General features: G+C 60.8%; 22 protein-coding genes and 1 pseudogene. 13 read left to right on the top strand and 10 right to left on the bottom strand.

The genetic code is table 11. From position 1 onward, the window contains the following. Window positions 1-80 precede the first annotated feature (80 nt). The 3 genes from ACIROY_RS14885 to ugpQ all read right to left on the bottom strand — a co-directional run bounded on the left by ACIROY_RS14885 (window position 81) and on the right by ugpQ (window position 1,974). Window positions 81-308, bottom strand: a complete 228-nt coding sequence (locus ACIROY_RS14885) for a hypothetical protein (RefSeq protein ID WP_116434883.1) — start codon at window positions 306-308, stop codon at window positions 81-83. Between the two features lie 167 nt (window positions 309-475). Further along, window positions 476-1,021 (bottom strand): hypothetical protein, encoded by a 546-nt coding sequence (locus ACIROY_RS14880; RefSeq protein ID WP_402342197.1) that lies wholly within the window; start codon window positions 1,019-1,021, stop codon window positions 476-478. Window positions 1,022-1,212: 191 nt separating this feature from the next. Next, window positions 1,213-1,974 carry a glycerophosphodiester phosphodiesterase gene (gene ugpQ, locus ACIROY_RS14875; RefSeq protein ID WP_402342195.1) on the bottom strand — a complete coding sequence of 254 codons (762 nt, stop codon included), beginning with the start codon at window positions 1,972-1,974 and terminating at the stop codon, window positions 1,213-1,215. Window positions 1,975-2,142: 168 nt separating this feature from the next. On the opposite strand from ugpQ, the gene ACIROY_RS14870 reads away from it, so the two are divergent. Next, on the top strand, window positions 2,143-3,231 hold the full coding sequence (locus ACIROY_RS14870; RefSeq protein WP_402278078.1) for a sensor histidine kinase: 1,089 nt from the start codon (window positions 2,143-2,145) through the stop codon (window positions 3,229-3,231). A 16-nt stretch (window positions 3,232-3,247) separates the two neighbouring features. Continuing rightward, window positions 3,248-4,045, top strand: a complete 798-nt coding sequence (locus tag ACIROY_RS14865) for a LytR/AlgR family response regulator transcription factor (RefSeq protein ID WP_402342193.1) — start codon at window positions 3,248-3,250, stop codon at window positions 4,043-4,045. 33 nt (window positions 4,046-4,078) lie between these two features. Here the strand turns inward: ACIROY_RS14865 and ACIROY_RS14860 are convergent, their stop codons facing one another. Further along, on the bottom strand, window positions 4,079-4,543 hold the full coding sequence (locus tag ACIROY_RS14860; RefSeq protein ID WP_402342191.1) for a DUF2269 family protein: 465 nt from the start codon (window positions 4,541-4,543) through the stop codon (window positions 4,079-4,081). A 114-nt stretch (window positions 4,544-4,657) separates the two neighbouring features. Continuing rightward, complete coding sequence (locus ACIROY_RS14855) at window positions 4,658-4,840, bottom strand: hypothetical protein (RefSeq protein WP_402342189.1); 183 nt, start codon at window positions 4,838-4,840, stop codon at window positions 4,658-4,660. A gap of 172 nt (window positions 4,841-5,012) precedes the next feature. On the opposite strand from ACIROY_RS14855, the gene ACIROY_RS14850 reads away from it, so the two are divergent. The 5 genes and pseudogenes from ACIROY_RS14850 (at window position 5,013) to ACIROY_RS14830 (ending at window position 8,436) form a co-directional block, all read left to right on the top strand. Then, complete coding sequence (locus ACIROY_RS14850; protein ID WP_402342187.1) at window positions 5,013-6,767, top strand: glutamine--tRNA ligase/YqeY domain fusion protein; 1,755 nt, start codon at window positions 5,013-5,015, stop codon at window positions 6,765-6,767. A gap of 63 nt (window positions 6,768-6,830) precedes the next feature. After that, window positions 6,831-7,130: a hypothetical protein gene (locus ACIROY_RS14845; protein ID WP_402278081.1), complete on the top strand. Its 300-nt coding sequence runs from the start codon at window positions 6,831-6,833 to the stop codon at window positions 7,128-7,130. A 53-nt stretch (window positions 7,131-7,183) separates the two neighbouring features. Continuing rightward, complete coding sequence (locus ACIROY_RS14840; protein ID WP_402278082.1) at window positions 7,184-7,693, top strand: DUF1993 family protein; 510 nt, start codon at window positions 7,184-7,186, stop codon at window positions 7,691-7,693. 232 nt (window positions 7,694-7,925) lie between these two features. Next, window positions 7,926-8,114, top strand: a pseudogene (locus ACIROY_RS14835) (hypothetical protein); the annotation flags it as partial. 49 nt (window positions 8,115-8,163) lie between these two features. Further along, entirely contained in the window at window positions 8,164-8,436 is a 273-nt protein-coding gene (locus tag ACIROY_RS14830) for a hypothetical protein (protein ID WP_402342746.1), read from the top strand. A gap of 15 nt (window positions 8,437-8,451) precedes the next feature. Here the strand turns inward: ACIROY_RS14830 and ACIROY_RS14825 are convergent, their stop codons facing one another. The 3 genes from ACIROY_RS14825 to ACIROY_RS14815 all read right to left on the bottom strand — a co-directional run bounded on the left by ACIROY_RS14825 (window position 8,452) and on the right by ACIROY_RS14815 (window position 11,362). Next, window positions 8,452-9,465, bottom strand: a complete 1,014-nt coding sequence (locus tag ACIROY_RS14825) for a transporter (RefSeq protein ID WP_402278083.1) — start codon at window positions 9,463-9,465, stop codon at window positions 8,452-8,454. A 103-nt stretch (window positions 9,466-9,568) separates the two neighbouring features. Continuing rightward, on the bottom strand, window positions 9,569-9,808 hold the full coding sequence (locus ACIROY_RS14820; protein WP_402278084.1) for a hypothetical protein: 240 nt from the start codon (window positions 9,806-9,808) through the stop codon (window positions 9,569-9,571). A 255-nt stretch (window positions 9,809-10,063) separates the two neighbouring features. Continuing rightward, a complete protein-coding gene (locus tag ACIROY_RS14815; protein ID WP_402278085.1) occupies window positions 10,064-11,362 on the bottom strand; it encodes a solute carrier family 23 protein in 1,299 nt (432 codons plus the stop codon). 349 nt (window positions 11,363-11,711) lie between these two features. Between ACIROY_RS14815 and ACIROY_RS14810 the strand changes: the two genes are divergently transcribed. From ACIROY_RS14810 to sbcB, 4 genes are all read left to right on the top strand, one after another. Beyond that, entirely contained in the window at window positions 11,712-12,014 is a 303-nt protein-coding gene (locus ACIROY_RS14810) for an antibiotic biosynthesis monooxygenase family protein (RefSeq protein ID WP_402278086.1), read from the top strand. 137 nt (window positions 12,015-12,151) lie between these two features. Further along, window positions 12,152-12,697, top strand: coding sequence for a DUF3828 domain-containing protein (locus tag ACIROY_RS14805; RefSeq protein ID WP_402278087.1), 546 nt, complete (start codon window positions 12,152-12,154; stop codon window positions 12,695-12,697). A 255-nt stretch (window positions 12,698-12,952) separates the two neighbouring features. Continuing rightward, window positions 12,953-13,504: a hypothetical protein gene (locus ACIROY_RS14800; RefSeq protein WP_402278088.1), complete on the top strand. Its 552-nt coding sequence runs from the start codon at window positions 12,953-12,955 to the stop codon at window positions 13,502-13,504. 106 nt (window positions 13,505-13,610) lie between these two features. Beyond that, the gene (gene sbcB / locus ACIROY_RS14795) at window positions 13,611-15,053 is read left to right on the top strand and encodes an exodeoxyribonuclease I (protein ID WP_402342722.1); all 1,443 of its coding nucleotides are present in this window, start codon (window positions 13,611-13,613) and stop codon (window positions 15,051-15,053) included. Between the two features lie 75 nt (window positions 15,054-15,128). Here sbcB and ACIROY_RS14790 read toward each other — a convergent pair whose 3' ends face one another. Both ACIROY_RS14790 and ACIROY_RS14785 read right to left on the bottom strand, forming a co-directional pair. Next, the gene (locus ACIROY_RS14790; RefSeq protein WP_402278089.1) at window positions 15,129-16,685 is read right to left on the bottom strand and encodes a diguanylate cyclase; all 1,557 of its coding nucleotides are present in this window, start codon (window positions 16,683-16,685) and stop codon (window positions 15,129-15,131) included. Window positions 16,686-16,753: 68 nt separating this feature from the next. Further along, the gene (locus tag ACIROY_RS14785) at window positions 16,754-17,014 is read right to left on the bottom strand and encodes a hypothetical protein (RefSeq protein ID WP_402342186.1); all 261 of its coding nucleotides are present in this window, start codon (window positions 17,012-17,014) and stop codon (window positions 16,754-16,756) included. Here ACIROY_RS14785 and ACIROY_RS14780 point away from each other — a divergent pair. Both ACIROY_RS14780 and ACIROY_RS14775 read left to right on the top strand, forming a co-directional pair. Continuing rightward, window positions 16,988-17,809 carry a universal stress protein gene (locus ACIROY_RS14780; RefSeq protein WP_402342184.1) on the top strand — a complete coding sequence of 274 codons (822 nt, stop codon included), beginning with the start codon at window positions 16,988-16,990 and terminating at the stop codon, window positions 17,807-17,809. The genes ACIROY_RS14785 and ACIROY_RS14780 overlap by 27 nt on opposite strands. A gap of 132 nt (window positions 17,810-17,941) precedes the next feature. Further along, the gene (locus tag ACIROY_RS14775) at window positions 17,942-18,874 is read left to right on the top strand and encodes a LysR substrate-binding domain-containing protein (protein ID WP_402278092.1); all 933 of its coding nucleotides are present in this window, start codon (window positions 17,942-17,944) and stop codon (window positions 18,872-18,874) included. Window positions 18,875-18,976: the final 102 nt, after the last annotated feature.

Here is an 18,976-nt window from a genome sequence, read left to right as displayed (position 1 = left end):
GCAACCTGAATCAGACCGGTCTCGGAATCCTCCGACCTATCCCCATCACGACTTGCCTGGTCAAAACCCCCTCCGGTAAATCAAGCGCCTTGATACAGCTTGCTGTTCTTGCTCTTCTTGGCGTGTTTCTTGTGCTTCTTGTGCTTTTTCGCGTGTTTCTTGTGCTTGGCGTGCGGCGCCTTGGCTGCCGGTGCTGCAGGTGCAGTTGCTGCAGGAGCGCCAGGCGCTGCGGCAGGAGCATTCTGTGCCAGGACAGGCATGGCGAAAGCGGCGACGAGTACGGCTGCCAGTAATTTATTCAATTTCATCTTTTCCTCTTAAGTTGGTTCTTACAAGCTCGCTGACGATTGTTTGTCACGTCCCCCGTCAATTCGGCGAATCCGCTCTGACATGCGGCCTGTCATTGCTGTAACGTCAGGATTCCGATTCGCGTTGACATAGTTTAAGCGGCGCGCACCAGAAATCCATTCAGGAATTACCTGATGTATTTCACCGCAGTTTTGCGGACTGGTTCGGCTTTTTTGGTGGCAGCGTGGTCTTTCTTGCCTGCCGTTTTGCTCGGCTGTTCTTTTTCCGCGACTGCGTGGTGCGGCCTGGCAGCCGGTGTGGCAGCCTGTTTGGCAACGTGACCGGCTTTTCCAGCATGCGCTTTCTGCGTTGCGTGCCCGGGATGCGAACGGGTCAATTTCTTGACAGGCGCCTTGCTTTTCTTCTGGACAGCTTTACTCGCCTTTACCGATTTGGCCGGCTTGGTGGTGTGCGCCTTCTTGCCTGCCTTCGCTGCCGCGCCAGATTTTGGTGCAACTGCCGCCGGTGTCGCGGCGGTCTTTGCCGTTGCATGATCGCGCCGGTCTTGCAGGATCTGCGCCTCGCGCACGGTCAGCTTGCCGGCCTTGAGGTCGCGCACGATGCTGTCGTCGGTATATTTTCTCTGGCTGTTGCCGGCCTGTGCGCCGGCGTTGCTGGTGATGACAATGGCGGCTGCCGCCGCCAGCATGCTGAGCATGCCCTTGGTTTTCATGATTCCTTGCTTCCCTGACTGGTTTCTCTTTGTTTCTCTTATTCTGCTTAAACCTGCTGGCGATCTGCAGCAAGAGGCCATCGGCCGGTGGCGGACGGAGCGCAGGAACCGGAATGTACTTTAGTACATGAGGATTCCGAGCACCGCCCGACGCCGGATCATGGCCTCGCAGTAAGATCGAAAGCAGGTTTTTATGCCGGGCCGATCAGGTCGATGCGGTCGGTGCAAAATCCATCTACGCCCCAGCCCAGAATCTCTTCCGCGCGGGCCGGGTCGTTGACGGTGTAGCAGAATAAACCATATCCCGCCTGTTTCACTGCCTGCGCCAGCTCCGGCGTCAGATTCTTGTGACTGGTGTGCAACGCCACCGCACCGAGCGCCTGCAAACGCGCTTCCCAGTCCGCGGGAATGCGATCGACCAGGAAGCCGCGCGGGATACCCGGCGCGACGCGCTTGGCCGCCATCAGCGCGTCGAACGAAAACGACGAAAACAGCGGCAGCGTGCGGTCGTTCTGCCCCGGCACATGGGCGGCGATTTCAGCGGCGAAAAAGCGCGCCGTAATCTCGCCCGCCACTTCGCCGGTGCGCACCGCCCAGGCGTCGCCGGCCGGCTTGATCTCAATGTTCATCCAGATGCCGTTGGCACGGCTGAACTCCAGCACCTGCTGCAAGGTGCAAACCGGCTCGCCGGCGTATTGCGGGCTATGCCAGCCGCCGGCGTCCAGCTGCTGCAATTGCGCCAGCGTGTGCTCGGCAACCTTGCCTTCGCCCGGCAACGTGCGGCCGAATACCGGGTCGTGCATCAATATGGCCTGCTCGTCGGCGGTCAGCATGACGTCGAACTCAACCGCACGGAAGCCGTGCTCCATGCCGCAGCGGAAGCCCGCCAGCGTGTTTTCCGGCGCCAGCGTGCCGCCGCCGCGATGCGCTGTTACTTTTGGATAAGGCCACATGTATTTCTCCCTGCAGAATTTAGTGCCGACATTCTATGCCGGGCGGCGGCACGATAACAGCATTTCATCAAGCCGATCCGACGCTTCGTCGCCGGACGGCTTTCCAAGCGTTGAATCGGGTTACCATTCCGTCATCAGAGAACTTACCGGATTGACTCAGAACTTTTCATGAACATTCCCGCTTCACGCTTACGCCTCATCCCGCCGGAATTGCTGCGCGGTCTGCTACCGACCATGATCATCAACCTGCTGTGTGCGCTGGTGGTCACTTACCTCATGCGAATCGGCGCCGGCTTTGTTGAAAACCTGGTGTTCTCGATCTGCATCGGCACCACGGCGATGGTGCTGATCGATTGCGGCCGCCTGCTGCTATGGGGCGAGGACGAGCCGAACAAGCCCGGCTTCCTGCTGATGCTGGTGATTTTCGCGCCCTTGTCGTTCGTCATCGGCAACATGATCGCCAGCTCCCTGCTCGGCTATCCGCTCAGGATCTTCACCACCGGCCAGGCCAACAACACCATCGGCGTGATCGTCCTGATCCTGCTGGCCTGCGTCGGCGCCACCCTGTTCTACTGGAATCGCGAAAAAATGGCCGCGCTCGAAGCGCGCAACGTCGTCATCGAGAAACAAGCCCTGCAAGCCCAATTGCAAATGCTGCAGGCGCAAATCGAGCCGCACATGCTGTTCAATACACTGGCGACGCTGCAGACGCTGATTTCCAGTGAACCGATACGCGCGCAGCAAATGCTTGACCAGTTGATCCACTACCTGCGCGCCACGCTGTCGACCTCGCGCAGCGAACAGACCTCACTGGGCCAGGAGTTCGACCTGATCAAGGCCTACCTCGGCCTGATGTCGCTGCGCATGGGCTTGCGCCTGACCTACACCTTGCAGTTGCCGGATGAGCTGCGACGCCAGCGCATCGCGCCGATGCTGCTGCAGCCGCTGGTCGAAAACGCCATCCGCCACGGCCTCGAACCCAAGATCGACGGCGGCGACTGCACCGTCAGCGTGACCAAACATCAGGAGTTGCTGATCATCAGCGTGTTCGACACAGGCAGGGGCCTCAACAGCACGGCCAGCTACAACCGTCCCGACAGCACTCACCTCGGACTTGAGAACATTCGCGCGCGCCTGGCTGTCTTGTATGGACCTGAGGCCGAGCTGACGCTGACGCACAATATTCCCGAAGGAACCGTCGCGCAGATCACCATTCCAATCTACGCTCTCAAGAAGTCCTACACCGAGCCCACCTAGTCTTAGCCCATCGACCATGCCAGCTACGTCGCCACCTGTCCGCGCACTGATTGCCGAAGATGAAGCCCTGCTCGCCGATGCCCTGTCCGCGCAGTTGCAACGATTGTGGCCCGGGCTGGAGATTGCCGGCATCGCGCCCAACGGCATGGCGGCCGTCGAGCAGGCGCTGGCGCTGCAACCCGACGTCCTTTTCCTCGACATCAGGATGCCCGGCCAGAGCGGCCTCGAGGCGGCGCGCGAACTGGCCGACGAATGGCCGGACAAGCGCCGGTTCCCCTTGCTGGTGTTTGTGACCGCCTACGATGATTATGCAATCCAGGCCTTCGAGCAGGCGGCGATCGACTACGTGCTCAAGCCGGCCAATGACGAACGCCTGGCGCTCTCGGTGGCACGCTTGCAGACGCGGCTGAAGGATAAGAATGATCAGGGACTGGAAAAGGTATTGGCGCAGTTGCGCAGCCTGACGCCGGGAATACCCGCGGTGCAGGAGCGCCTGCGCATGATTCGCGCCGCCGTCGGCAACCAGATCAGGCTGATTCCGGTCGACGACGTGGTGTATTTCGAAGCCACCGACAAATACGTCAACGTCGTCACCGCCGACGGCGAAGCGCTGATCCGCACCAGCCTCAGGGAATTGATCCCGCAACTCGACCCCGAGCGTTTCTGGCAGGTGCATCGCGGCACCATTGTGCAGATTGCCGAAGTCGCCGCCGCACAACGCGACGACGCCGGCAAGCTGTCATTGAAGCTGCGCAAGCGGCCCGAGATGCTGGCCGTCAGCCGCCTGTTTGCACACCTGTTCCGGCAGATGTAGGCCGGCGACAAGCGATAATTTACAGCGGGCAATTTACAGCGACGGCTTGACCGTCATCAGCCACACTATCCCCAGCGGCAGCAGGGTCGCCAGCGTGCCGGCCACCGCCCATGCCAGCGCCAGACGCCAATAGCGCGCAGGAATCTCGGCATCGCGCAGCAACGGCGCCAGCAGCTTCGCCTGCGCCCGTTGCAAGGGAATCAGCACACCCACCCACAGCAATCCGGTCGCCGCAAACAAGCCATATGACCAACGCAGCCAGGGCAGCTCCGGTATGCCGGTTTGCGCCGCCAGCGCCCGCCCGGCCGCGGCCAGCAACAGCACGCCGCCGGACGTGAAGAACACATCCGCCCAGTTGGTCGCGCGCACGGCGAAGCGGATCACGGCCAGATCGCGGGTGCGATCGGCCATGACCTTCCAGAAGGCGGTGACGATGATATTGCCGAGAAACAGCACGACGCCCAGCAGATGCAGGGTCTTGAGCAAGCCGACAGACATGGAATTCTCCTGTTGATCCAATCAAATCAGGATTCCAGTATCTGCGGCGGCGGAAGAAGAAAACAGCGCGATGCGACGAAACGCCGCCCGCGCGGAGCGAATGGCAGCCGGCGATCAGCGACCGCCGTAATAACCGCCGCCACCGTAATACGGCCCATGGCGGTAATAACCACCGCCGTGGGGCGGGCCGACCGGGACCACGATGCAGGCAGACAGCGAGGTGGCGACCAATATGCCGGCAATGGCGAGTTTGAGCAGCTTCTTCATGACGTCCTCCTTGGACTTGACGATGAGCACAGCTTGCCAGCAAAGGAAAACGGCAGGTAATTCGCATCCGTATCAGGTGTAATCAATTATTTCCCGGCGTGTGCCTGCGGGAAGCGCTTTCAATGCGCCGCAAAACCCCGTCAACACCGCTTGCTGCGGTAAAATGTCTGTCTATACCTATATGTCTCCCCACAAAGCGTCCATGAGCAACGAACTGAAAAACGGTCACACTCCAGCACCATCCACCAATTTCCTGCGCGGCATCATCGAAGCCGACCTGGTTTCCGGCACGTATGCCGAACGCAGCGACAAGCAGGGTCAGGCCCTGCCGCAGGTAGTGACCCGCTTTCCACCCGAGCCGAACGGCTACCTGCACATCGGCCACGCCAAGTCGATCTGCCTGAACTTCGGCCTGGCGCGCGACTACAACGGCCGCTGCCACCTGCGCTTCGACGACACCAATCCGGAGAAGGAAGACCAGGAGTACGTCGACACCATCATCGACTCGGTCAAATGGCTGGGCTTCGACTGGGACCACAACGGTCAGCCGCACCTGTACTACGCCAGCAATTACTTCGACGTCATGTACGCCGGCGCGCAAGCGCTGATCCGCAAGGGTCTGGCCTACGTCGATGAGCAAAACGCCGAACAGATGCGCGAAACCCGCGGCACGCTGACCGAACCCGGGACCGACTCGCCATGGCGCAACCGCCCGGCCGATGAATCGCTGCGCCTGTTCGAAGAAATGCGTGACGGCAAGCACGCCGACGGCACGCTGATCCTGCGCGCCAAGATCGACATGGCCAGCCCCAACATGAACCTGCGCGATCCGGCCATCTATCGCATCCGCCACGCCACCCATCACAACACCGGCGACAAGTGGTGTGTGTACCCGATGTACAGCTACGCGCATCCGATCGAAGACGCGCTGGAAAGCATCACCCATTCGATCTGTACGCTGGAGTTCGAAGACCAGCGCCCGTTCTACGACTGGGTGCTGGAACGCCTGGCCGAAGAAGGTTTCTTCAAGAAGCCGCTGCCGCATCAATACGAATTCGCACGCCTGAACCTGACCTACATCATCACCAGCAAGCGCAAGCTCAAGCAACTGGTCGATGAGCACATCGTCAGCGGCTGGGACGATCCGCGCATGCCCACCATCGTCGGCCTGCGCCGTCGCGGGTACACGCCTGAAGCGATCCGCCTGATGTGCGACCGCACCGGCGCGTCCAAGAACAACAGCTGGATCGACTACAGCATCCTCGAAGGCGCGCTGCGCGACGACCTCGACCCGAAGGCGCCGCGCGCCGTCGCCGTGCTGCGTCCGCTCAAACTGATCATCGACAATTTCCCGGAAGGCCAGAGCGTCGAATGCAGCGCCCCGGTCTACCCGCCGGCGCATCCGCTGCATGACAGCGAGCACCGCCTGTTCCCGATCACCAAGAATCTGTGGATCGAGAAGGAAGACTTCATGGAAGTGCCGACCAAGGGCTACTTCCGTCTATTCCCCGGCAACAAGGTGCGCCTGCGCTACGGCTATGTGGTCGAGTGCACCGGCTGCGACAAGGATGCCGACGGCAACGTCATCGCCGTGCATTGCAACTACTTCGAAGACAGCAAGAGCGGCACGCCCGGCAGCGCCAACTACAAGGTCAAGGGCAACCTGCACTGGGTCAGCGCCGACCATGCGCTGGAAGCTGAAGTGCGCCTGTACGATCGCCTCTTCACCGACGCCCATCCGGACGCCGGCGGCAAGGACTTCAAGCTGGCGCTGAACCCGTCTTCCAAGGAAGTCATCACCGCCTATCTGGAGTCGACGCTGAAGACCGCCGAAGCCGGCGCAATCTACCAGTTCGAACGCCACGGCTATTTCGTCGCCGACCGCGTCGACTCGGTTGCCGGCAAGCCGGTATTCAACCGCGCCGTCACGCTCAAGGACAGCTGGGTCGCCAAATAATCATTCCAATAATATTGTTCCCGCCGGCATCCCGGGACGCCGGCATTTTTTTGCGAGTCCACGATGTTTGAAACATTGCAAATCCAGCGCTTCTCGTTCGGCACGGTGTACAAGATCCTGTTCGTGGCCTCCACCTTCTCGATGGTGCCGCTGGCCATCCTGATGGGTTTGTTCGCCTTCTTCGGCGCCGAAACCATCGTCTGGAACGGCCAGCACCTGACCGGCCTGATGGGCCTGATCGCCTCGCCGTTCGTCGGCATCATGATGGCGCTGATCTTCACCGGCTTCCTCGGCACGCTGTTCGCCTGCGGCCTGTGGCTGTATTCGAAATTCCGTCCGCTCAATCTCAGTTATACAAAATAAAACCCGGACATGCGCAGGTGCGCATGCAGGCAACTCCACCAAAGGACAGCAACATGACCATCTCTTATTACAACGCTTCGGTACCCGTCTTCAAGCAAGGCCTCAACAGCCTCAAAGGCATCCTCGCCAAGGCGGAAGCGCATGCCACCGCAAAGAACATCGACGCCGACGCCTTCCTCAAGGCGCGCCTGTTTCCCGACATGCTGAACCTGACCCGCCAGGTGCAGATCGCCGCCGATTTCGCCAAGGGCGTGCCGGCGCGTCTGGCCAATGTCGAAGTGCCGCCGTACGAAGACAACGAAGCCAGCTTCGCCGATCTGCAAGCGCGTCTGGACAAGACCCTGGCCTTCATCGAAGCCCTCAAGCCGGAACAGTTCGACGGCGCCGCCGATCGTGAAATCGTGCTGCGTCCCGGTACGCCGAAAGAAAAGCGCTTCACCGGCGAAGCCTACCTGCTGCATTACGGCATCCAGCACTTCCTGTTCCACGTCACTACTGCTTACGACATCTTCCGTCACAACGGCGTCGAAGTCGGCAAGAGCGATTACATCGGCACTTACTGATCGTCAGCAGGAAGCGCCCGCGGTTCATCGCGGGCGATCAAATTGAATGGCACAGAGCGTATTGAAGATCCTTCCGTCGTTATTTGCGGAAGGATTTTTTTTGACAGGTGCTTCTGGTACCGAGCCAAACTTCCGCTGAAGCAATTTCAAATGTAATCAAATGCATTATCCGTTGGCGAGCGAAGAATTCTCGGTATAGTGCGATTGTCCCAAAATCGAAAAGAGTCACCACATGAAACGCTTCTTATACGCATCCGCACTCGCCCTCAGCTGCATGACGGTGCTCTTGCCCGGTCAGGCCGCGGCACAAGTCAGCGTCAACATCAATATCGGCACACCGCCTCCCCCGCCTCGCTATGAAGCGGCCCCTCCGCCACGCGGCGGTTATATATGGGCGCCGGGGTACTGGAACTGGAATGGCCATCGCCATGTATGGGTGCAGGGGCACTGGGAACGCATGCGCCGCGGCTATGAATATGACCGCCCTGAATGGCGTGAAGGACCACGCGGATGGGAGCTGCATCGCGGTGGCTGGCGCCGGGGTGAAGAACGTCATCGCGAACATGACCACGATGATCGTCATGACGGCCCTCGCTATCATTGCCCACCAGGGCAGGCAAAAAAAGGAAATTGCTGATCCTGGCCTCGTCAACCGGCAATCAGCCGGTTGGATCGCACAAAGCGCATCATTACGCTTTGTGCATTTCTTCGCAATCGGGTCGAATGTGATGAATATTATTTGACGAAACGATCCGCGATCACCAGATTTTCAGCCACTTCAGCAAAGCAACCGTGGCGACACCCAGTCCCATCATCACCCACATCACCATCATGAACGAGGCCTCATCGTGCAGGCCTGGCAAACCCGCGACGTTCATCCCGAAAATGCCCGACACCAGCGTCGCCGGCATCAGCAGCGCGGTCAGGATCGACAAGGCCATCAGGTTGCGGTTCATCTGTTCGGACATCTGCGAGGCGATTTCTTCCTGCAGCAACTTGGCGCGCTCATACAGCGCCTCCAGCGTCAGGTGCAGTTCATTGAGCTCATCGAGCGCGTGGTTGAGTTCTTCCAGCGCGGCGGTTGGCACCCAGGCCGGACGCAGACGATTGAGCTGATTCAGCAGGCGCCGCTCCGGCGTGATGTGACGCCGCAATTCCGCCAGCTGGCGGCGAATCGCACTGAGTTCGCTGCGGTCTTCCGGCCGACGGTCCGACAGCACCGACTCTTCGATGTCGTCCACCTTGTCGTTGAGCGAGGCCACGCGTGCATCAAAGCCGTCCGCCAGGCAACGCAACAGCTCGGCAAACAATTCCATCGGGTTGTCGAACAGCGCGCCGTCGAGCACCTTCTGGCGCAGCATGTTGGTCGAACACAGCGGCTGCGTGCGCAAGGTCAGCAGACGGTTGCCGTCGAGGAAAAAGTGCAGTGCGCCCTTTTCGGTGCCGGTGTCGCCGATTTCCATCTTGAGGTCGGCCAACGTTCCGTAGGCGCCGTTGGCGGTGGTGTGCAGGCAGGGGTGTGTGTCGCTGCTGAGCAGGAATTCCGCGATGTGCTCGGGAATGTCGTCGCTGGTTTCCATCCAGTGACGGACCTTGACGTCGGCGGTCTTGACGTGCAACCAGCTGAACGCCGGCGCCGCAATCTTGCGCGCCATGACTTCATGCCACTTCAATTGGGTGGCGCGGCCCTCGTCGAAACGGAACGCGCAAATGAAGCCCGCTGGCTCGTACAGCAGGTGCAGGGCCTGGGGCGTATCCGGGGGATTGTGCATGGCGCGGCGCTATCGACGTGAAAACGCTGGATTCTACCGGCCGACTTTGACAATTTTGTGACAAGGCCGGCGCCATGGAGGCGCGCGGCCCGATTCTGAACGATTAGTAGTTGTAGTTACGGTTGGCGTAAGCATCGCGGGCGGCGTCGCATTGCGACATCTGCGCCTTGGACATGCCGGAGGTGCCGTTCATCTGGCATTGGTCGGAAATCGATTTGGCTTCATCCAGATGCTTGCGGAAATAAGCGTAATCTTTCTTGCCCGCCAACGCATCACACCCTGACAGCAAGGGAGCAGCGGCGACGCACAACAACGCGAGGGAATGTGTCAGAGAGATCTTCATACGGCGTGTTCCTGTTTTTTGAGTGATAAGCCGCGGCCGGCAAGAGGCAATTCCTTCTGGCGCATCGCAGTCCCCTTCCCGGTCCTGTTCCGATGCAAAGCAATTGCCACGCGTGAGTATAGTAAGTTCACGAACATTGCTCAATGGAAATCTGGCAAGTCCTTGGCAACCACGTGACAAGTTCGCGAAGATTGAATCGGTAAAACTTTGCATGTAAAAACGCGACCGTCAGGCCGCGTTTTAATTTCGACAACTTTATGCGCCGCGTTTTCTCAGCAAGGCATACAAGATGATCGCACCGAACGTGGCGGTACCGATGCCGCCCAGCGCGAAGCCGCCCAGTTTCAGCGTGAAGTCGCCCGCGCCCAGCACCAGCGTCACCGCTGCCACGATCAGGTTGGTATTGTTGGAGAAGTCGACTTTGTTCTCGACCCAGATGCGCGCGCCCGATACGGTGATCAGGCCGAACACCACGATCGACACGCCGCCCAGCACCGCGCCCGGAATCGTCAGGATCACCGCGCCGAACTTGGGCGAGAAGCCCAGCACGATCGCAATCACCGCCGCCACCACGAACACCAGCGTCGAATAAATCTTGGTCACCGCCATCACGCCGATGTTCTCTGCGTACGTGGTCACGCCGGTGCCGCCGACGCTGCCCGACAGGATAGTCGCCAGGCCGTCGCCGATGAAGGCGCGTCCCATGTACTTGTCGAGGTTCTGCCCGGTCATGGCGCTGACCGCCTTGATGTGGCCAAGGTTTTCCGCCACCAGGATGATCGCGACCGGAGCCAGCAAGGCCATGGCTTCCGCCTTGAACACCGGCGCTGCGAAGCCCGGGATGCCGAACCATGCGGCGTTGGCGACGGCGCTGAAATCGATCGGTTTACCGAGGCCGGCGCCGTTGGTCAGGATCGCGTAGATCACGTATGCCAGCAGCAGACCGATCAGAATCAGCAGACGCTGCATCATGCCGCGCGTGAAGACAGCCACCAGGCCCACGCACAACACCGTGCCGAGCGCCATCCAGGCGTCGAAGTTGTTGCCGGTCACGCCCTTGACCGCGATCGGCGCCAGGTTCAGGCCGATCACCGCGACCACCGAACCGGTCACCACCGGCGGCATCAGGGTTTCGATCCAGCGCGTGCCGACGATACCGACCAGGAAACCGATCAGCGTATACACCACGCCGCAGGCAACGATGCCGCCGAGCGCGACGCCGAGGTTGGTGTTCGGACCTTGTCCGGCATAGCCGGTGACGGCGATCACCAGGCCGATGAAGGCGAAGCTGGAACCGAGATAGCTCGGCACGCGACCGCCCACCAGCAAGAAGAACAGCAAGGTGCCGACGCCCGACATCAGAATCGCCAGATTGGGATCGAAGCCCATCAGCAGCGGCGCCAGCACGGTCGAACCGAACATCGCCACCACGTGCTGCACGCCCATGGCGACCGTTTGCGGCATCGGCAGGCGTTCGTCGGCCGCGATGACCTGTCCTTGTCCATCCGACGTGCCGCTGCGCACACGCCATTGTGGGAAATATGAACCCGCCATGAATTTCCTTCCGAGTGAAGTTGTTATCGGTCGTTCACTGGCTGAAAGCCGTGATGCGCCTTGTTATGGAATGACCGCTAGTGTATTGACGCAACGTCCAAATGACAATTGCCCCGGAGCCTTAAACCAGCGAAAAACGCAAAAAAAACGCGCGTCCGGCCGGGCTTGCGTTGTCCCGGTGCAGAATTCCCCGCCGTGGACCGGCACTGCCCCAATTTGGCCGCACCGGCGTGAAAGTTTTTCAGCCGTCGCGCGACCGTGCTCACGCGATGCTCGCGGGAAAATGTAATAATCAAGCCCCGCTTCACCACGCACTTACTTTCAATTACACGCTCAAACGGAGACAACAATGATTCTGGAACTTGCCGACATCCGCATCCAACCGGGCAAACAGGCTGAATTCGACGAAGCCATCCAACGCGGCGTCGCACAGACCATCGCCAAGGCCAAGGGCTATCTCGGCCATCAGGTGCAAAAGGGCATCGAATCGCCGGAACGCTACCTCCTGATGGTGCAATGGGCGACACTGGAAAACCATACCGTCGACTTTCGTGAATCGCCTGCCTTCACCGAATGGCGCGGCATCGTCGGCCCGTTCTTCGCCGGCGCACCGACTGTCGAACACTTTGCGCTGCTGAGCGGCTCGAAGTAAATACGCCTTCAAGCTAAGTTGTCATTGCGGCAGGCGATCCTGCCGCAATGTGCAAACACCGGGAACGCAATGCCGATTGCCCGACCTAACCGACTAATGACATTGCACCTCCACATCGATATACCCGGACCACGCGCATGAAGATTCTTACCCGCCTCGCCGCCTTGTCGGCGGTCGCCCTCGCGGCCGGCTGCGGCGAACCGCCGGACGATACGCACTTGCAGGAGAAGGTGATTTCCGGCTTTTACCAGCAGCACCTGAAGACGCACAGTCCGGGCATCCCGAGCGCGGACGAGCTGAAACAGTTGCAGCCGTTCGTCTCGCAGGCGCTGTTCAAGCTGCTGAGCCAAGCCTCCGAAACCGAAATCAAATACCACGCTGCCGCCACCGATCCGGTGCCGCCGCTGGTGGACGGCGACTTGTTCACTTCGCTGTTCGAAGGCGCCTCCACCTTCAAGGTCGACAGTTGCGAAAGCGACGACGCGCACGCCGCCTGCCAGGTCAGGTTCACCTACAAGGGCGGCAACGGAGGAGATGAAGAAAAGTGGAAAGACAAGCTGATGCTGGTCAGGGAAGACAAGCAATGGCGCATCGACGACATCGAATTCCTCGGCAGCGACCAGTCGTCGCAGCGCGAATATCTCACCGACACCCTCAGCAGCATCATCAACGAATTCAACTGAAGTGCCGGTTTTATCTCCTGCCGGCGACATTGAAGAAATGCGCCGCCGCTTCCGATAACATCCCTGCAGACGGCTGCGACGCACACGCAAAGTCCGACGTTTGATTTATCATGCTGGCTGCATTTCCCCGAGGAAAAAACGGGGAAGCTGACAACATGACAACACAGCAATGGCTTTGCCGTGCGGGCAATCTCCCGCGCCGCCATCGCCGGGGAGAGAACGATCGTGAAGCAATTCGGCACAATGATGAGGCAAATGATGATCGTGGTTGTCGCCCTGGCGACGACCGCGTGCAGCGCCAGCCGCGAGCAGGAGGCCAAGGATCTGGTCAACAGTTTCTACCAGACCCACCAGTCGAATCGCCCCGTCGGTGCGTTGTCGCTGAAGGAACTGATCACCTTCCGCCACTTCCTGTCGGTGCCGCTGTTCGATCTGCTCAAGGACGTCTCGGTGGCGGAAGAAGCTCACTTGGCCCAGACCGACAACCAGACTCCGCCGCTGGTCGACGGCGACCTGTTCACCACCCATCCCAAGGGCGCCTCGACGTATCGACTGCTGCGCTGCGAGATCAGCCAGAGCAGCGCCGACAGCAGCGGCGTCTGCACGGTCGAACTGATCTACAGCGACGCCAAGCTGCAGGCGCCGTTCAAGTCGAATGACCGCGTCATCCTCACGCGCGACGCGCGCGGCTGGGTCATCGACAACATCGAATACGGCGGAGGCAATACAGCCACCGTCCATACCGGCGACCTGCAAAAGACCCTGCAAGGTATCCTTAACAAGAACGAACGGCGCATCGTCCAGTAACGCTCCGGCCGGGTGACAGGTTCTATCGGTTAGAATCGCGGAAAGTTTTGCCGGCCCTGCCGGCGCCTCCGTGCTGCAACCACCGAACCGTCACTGTACCGTCACGATGTCCAATCACACCTTCCTCTGGCACGACTACGAAACCTTCGGCGCCCAGGCGCGCCGCGATCGTCCCGCCCAGTTCGCCGCCATCCGCACCGACGCCGAGCTCAACGAAATCGGCGATCCGATCATGATCTACTGCAAGCCGGCGCCCGACTTCGTGCCCGATCCGCAGTCCTGCCTGATCACCGGCATCACGCCGCAAGTCTGTCTTGAGCGCGGCATCCCCGAGTACCAGTTCGCGGCGCAGATCGAACAGGCCATGTCCGAACCGGGCACCATCGGCGTCGGCTACAACACCATCCGCTTCGACGATGAAATCACGCGTTTCATGTTCTGGCGCAACCTGATCGATCCGTATGCGCGCGAGTGGCAAAACGGCTGCGGCCGCTGGGACTTGCTCGACGTCGTGCGCACGACTTACGCACTGCGCCCCGAAGGCATCGAATGGCCGAAGAAGGAAGACGGCGTCACGCCCAGCTTCAAGCTGGAACACCTGAGCAAGGCCAACGGCCTGTTGCACGAAGCGGCGCACGATGCCCTCTCCGACGTACGCGCGACGATCGCCTTCGCCCGCCTGATACGGGACAAGCAGCCGCGCCTGTTCGACTTCTGCCTGGCGCTGCACAAGAAGGATCGCGTCGCCGCCGAACTCGGCCTGCCGCTGGCCAAACCCTTCCTGCACGTGTCCGGCATGTTCCCCGCCGCGCAAGGCTGCCTCGCCGTGATGTGGCCGCTCGGCACGCACCCGACCAACAAGAATGAAGTGATCGCCTGGGACCTCAGCCGCGATCCGCGCGAACTCGCCGGCCTCGACGCCGACACGATCCGCATGCGCATGTTCAGCAAGACCGACGACCTGCCCGAAGGCGTCACGCGCCTGCCGGTCAAGACCATCCACCTGAACAAGTCGCCGATGGTGATCGCCAGCCTGAAGACGCTGACGCCGCAGCGCGCTGCCGAATTCAACCTCGACATCGACGCGGCCTTGCAGAACGCCAAGGCGGCCGCGGAATTGCCGGAGATGGGTGCGATCTGGGCCAAGGTGTTCCAGCGTCCGAAAGAAGCGCCAAGCGATGTCGATGAAGATCTCTACGGCGGCTTCGTCGGCAACAACGACCGCCGGCAGCTCACGCAACTGCGCGCACTGACGCCGCTGGAACTGGCGCAGTCACAGGCGAAGACCAGCTTCGACGATGCACGGCTGGAAGAATTACTGTTCCGCTACCGCGCGCGCAATTTTCCCGAGACCCTGTCGCCGGAAGAAATCCAGCGCTGGGAAGATCACCGCGCCGCGCGTCTGTTCAACGGTGCAGGCGGCGCCCGCACGCTGGACGGCCTGTTCGAGGAAATCGACCAGTTGTCGGAGTCGGTCGACGAACGCGGCGAGGAAATTCTCGGCGCGTTGTACGACTACGCCGAAATGATTGCACCCGAGCGCAGCTGAGGCGAGAGGAACGCAGTTCACCAATGGTTAGGAAAGGCGTTCCAACATAGCCGGCGATCAGCGCCGCGCACCACGTCAACCCGCCGCATAGGCCAGCGCAACGCTGCCCGCAGGGCTGTCGACGCATACCCGGTCGCGGCCACTCGATTTTGCCTGATACAAGGCTTTGTCCGCCTTGCCGATCAACAGTTCGGCAGTATCCCCTTCGCTGACCGTGCTCAGGACCGCGACACCAGCGCTGACCGTCACGATCCCGCAAGGATTTCCCTGATGTGAAATCTGCAAGGCGCGTACGCGCGCCAGGGTTGCTTCCGCGATGACCGCAGCATCGGCGCCGTCGCAATCGGGCAGCAGCAGCACCAACTCTTCGCCGCCGTAACGCGCAGCCAGGTCACCCTCGCGTTTTTGCGCCTGGAGCACCGCCTGCGACAACTGGCGCAAGCATTCGTCGCCGGCGAGATGGCCATAGGTATCGTTATAGCGTTTGAAAAAATCGACGTCGAACATGATCAACGCCAACGCAGTCTGGTCGCGTGCACAGCGGCGCAAGGCCCGCGCGATCTCTTCGTCGAAGCAGCGACGATTGGCAAGGCTGGTGAGGCCGTCCTTCATGGCGAGATTCTGCAGCGTCCGGTTCAGGTATTCGACATGCTCGCGCACCCGGTTGGCTTCGTTCTCGGCGTCCACCCGCAAACCGATCTGCTTCAGCAGGCGGCTTCCCAGCCAGCCGAGCAACGCCAGCAGCAGCACCAGGCCGCTGACATGCAGCGTTACGTCCGCACGCCATCCGGCCAGTACTTCCTGCTCGGACAACGCGGCCGCAACGAACAGCGGATAACGTTCCAAGTGACGATAACTGTTGATGCGAATGATGCCGTCCTGCGCGGAGCGAATGCGTGCGACGCCGTTGGCATGGAGGGCTGCATGGTCCCGGAATACCGCCGCGTTCGCCAGGCTCTTCCCGATCGAATCGTTCAACAACGGTCGCCGTACCAGCAAGACGCCGCGATTGCTGGCGAGGATCAGCGCACCGGCGCTGCCGATATCGAAGCTCTCGTAAAACTTGCTGAAATAGGCGATCCGTATCGCTGCCATGACGACGCCGTTGAAGCTGCCGTCGGCGGCATTCACGCGGCGCGAGATGGTGATGATCCATTCACCGTTGGCGCGGCTCTGCACCGGCATGCTGATGTGGGGCGTCAACTCGGCGTGCTGACGATGATAAAGAAAGTATTCGCGGTCGACGCTGTTGACATTGCCCGACTTGAATTGACGCGAATTAATCAGCCACTCGCCGTCGCGGCCGATGGCAAACAAGCCGTGAAGTTGCGGCAATTCGACTGCCTGCCGGGCCAATAGCGTTTCCAGTTTGTACAGCGAAGACGGATTGCGCTCATCATGCTCCAATCGTTCTGCCAGGAAAATCAGGGTCGTATCGGCTTGCCTGAAGGTATCTTCAGCGTGCCGCGCCAATGCCAGCGAAATGTTGCGACTGGTGGCTTCAGCCTCTTTCAGTTGCTGTATTCGCCCGCGCCAGTCGGTAACGGCGGCGAGCGCGACGAGCAGGCCGCAGGCCAGCACGATCACGGCCTTGGCCAGAAAAAAGACGGAGGATTGTTTGGTCTGGAGCATGGTCGGCGCATTGGCAAGAGGACTCGGGTGATCTCCATGCTAGCGAATGCAGCTCGTCGCGCCATGACTTAGGTCAACAAGCACATACTACGCATCTTTTTTTGATTTTTCCGCAACGCGTTTCTTTTCTGCATCTTTTTCATCTTTTGCCCGGCGACAAATTCAGCAACAGGGTTGCTGCCGCAACGCGGTTCTGCTTGACGTACATCAAAAGGGCCCGGCAACCGCAGTGCTATGTTGGCGACAAGTGCTGATGGCCGTCGTGCATCAGTTTTCCTGCCTTCCGACTCCAAGGTGAACTCATGACTTACAAAACCATACTCGTCCATGTCGATCAATCCCGGCATGCTGCGGCGCGCATCCGTCTGGCCGCACAACTGGCCGCGAGCCACGAAGCACACTTGGCGGGCGCAGCGATGACTGGCATTTCCCGTTTCATTTATCCCGACGGCGTGGTCTTCATCGGTGGCGTCATCGACTCCTTGCGCGAGCGCGCACAGAGCGACCTGCAGAAGTTTGAAGAAGCAGCGCGCCGTGAAGGCGTTTCGTTCGAACGCCGCCTTAGCGAAGACGACCCGGCCGGCGCACTGGTTCTGCAGGCGCGTTACGCCGACCTGGTGGTGCTGAGCCAGACCGATCCGGACGAACGCGACTCAGGCGACGTCTACGACCTGCCGGAATACGTGATGCTCAATACCGCGCGTCCGGTCCTGACGATTCCGTATGCCGGCGTGTTCGACAAGGTCGGCACCCACATCCTGGTGGCCTGGGACGGCAGCATGGAAGCCACCCGCGCAGTCACCAACGCCCTGCCGTTCCTGCGGCGCGCCCGCAATGTCGACGTGGTGCTGTTCAATCCCGAACAGCAATATGACGTCCATGGCCAGGAACCCGGCGCGGACATTGCCCTTTTCCTTGCGCGCCATGGCGTCAAGGTCAGCGTGCTGCAGCAGCCCACCGACATGGACGTCGGCAATGCGCTGCTCTCGCTCGCCGCCGACACCGGCGCAGACCTGCTCGTAATGGGCGGCTACGGCCACACCCGCTTCCGCGAGGTGCTGCTGGGCGGCGTCACCAAAACCATCCTTAATTGCATGACCTTGCCGGTGCTGTTCTCACACTAAAACCGGCAGCCGGCACAGGGAGCGCCACTCCCTGTGCCGGCTGCAGTGGTGCTAAACTCGCCGGGACCAATGCGCTTCAGACGCATGAGAATAAGCCCGGCCTCAATGGCCGCAGCAAATCAAGGAGGCCATTTGAACGTCAAACAATTGCGCGCCCTGCTCGCCATTGCCGAAACCGGCAGCGTCACGCGCGCAGCGGAGTTGCTCCACATCGTCCAGCCCGCCGTCTCGCGCCAGTTGCGCATGCTGGAAGAAGACATCGGCACCACCCTGTTCGAACGCGGCAGCCGCGGCATGGAACTGACCGACGCCGGCCAGATTCTTGCGACGCACGCCAAGCGCGCGCTGCATGAGCTCGATCTTGCCAAGGCCGAGATCGTGCCGGAGCCCGGCATGGTCACCGGCAACATCACCGTCGGTCTGCTGCCTAGCACCACCGACCTGCTGGCCGCGCGCCTGATCACGCGGCTGCGTGCGCTGTATCCGCAACTGATCGTCAACATTTCCGTCGCTTACGCCGGCCACTTGCAACAGTGGCTGGAAGACGGCGCCGTCGACGTGGCGCTGCTCTACGATCCCAAACCTTCCTCGGTGCTGGAAGTGCAACCGCTGCTCGACGAAAGCCTCTACTTGGTTTCCCTCCCCGGCAAGAATCCGGCCGTCGACGGCGTCGCCGCCCTGCGTTACGTCGCCGAGTTGCCGCTGATCCTGCCGAGCCAGCCGCACGGCTTGCGACTGCTGGTCGACAAGGCTTGTGCGCTGGCCGAGATCGACCTCAACGTGGTCGCCGAAACCAACGCCATGAACGTGCAAAAAAATCTCGTCTTCAGCGGCCTCGGCTACACCATCCTGCCCGGCGTCGCGGTGTTCGACGACGTCGCCGCCGGACGCCTGAGCGTGGCGCCGATCTCCAGTCCGACCCTGCAGCGCAAGATCGTGCTGGCGCTGCCGCTGACGCGACGTTCGTCGATTGCGGTGCGCTGCGCGGTCACCGAACTGCGCGCACTGATCAAGGAAATGCTGGCCCAGGATAACTGGCCCGGCGCTACCTGGCTGGCAAACTGATCTGCTCGCGAACGTCTCATCCGGACGTTCGCGAGAGCTATGCTGAAAACTGATTGACCGAACAAATTTCAGCATTGGACGCCTGCGCGGGGCGCGCCCTAC

Source organism: Herbaspirillum sp. NPDC101396 (assembly GCF_044767365.1).
Taxonomy (GTDB): Bacteria; Pseudomonadota; Gammaproteobacteria; order Burkholderiales; family Burkholderiaceae_D; genus Herbaspirillum.
The sequence above is the reverse complement of the archived record's forward strand: the minus strand, read 5'-3'. Positions and strand labels throughout refer to the sequence as shown.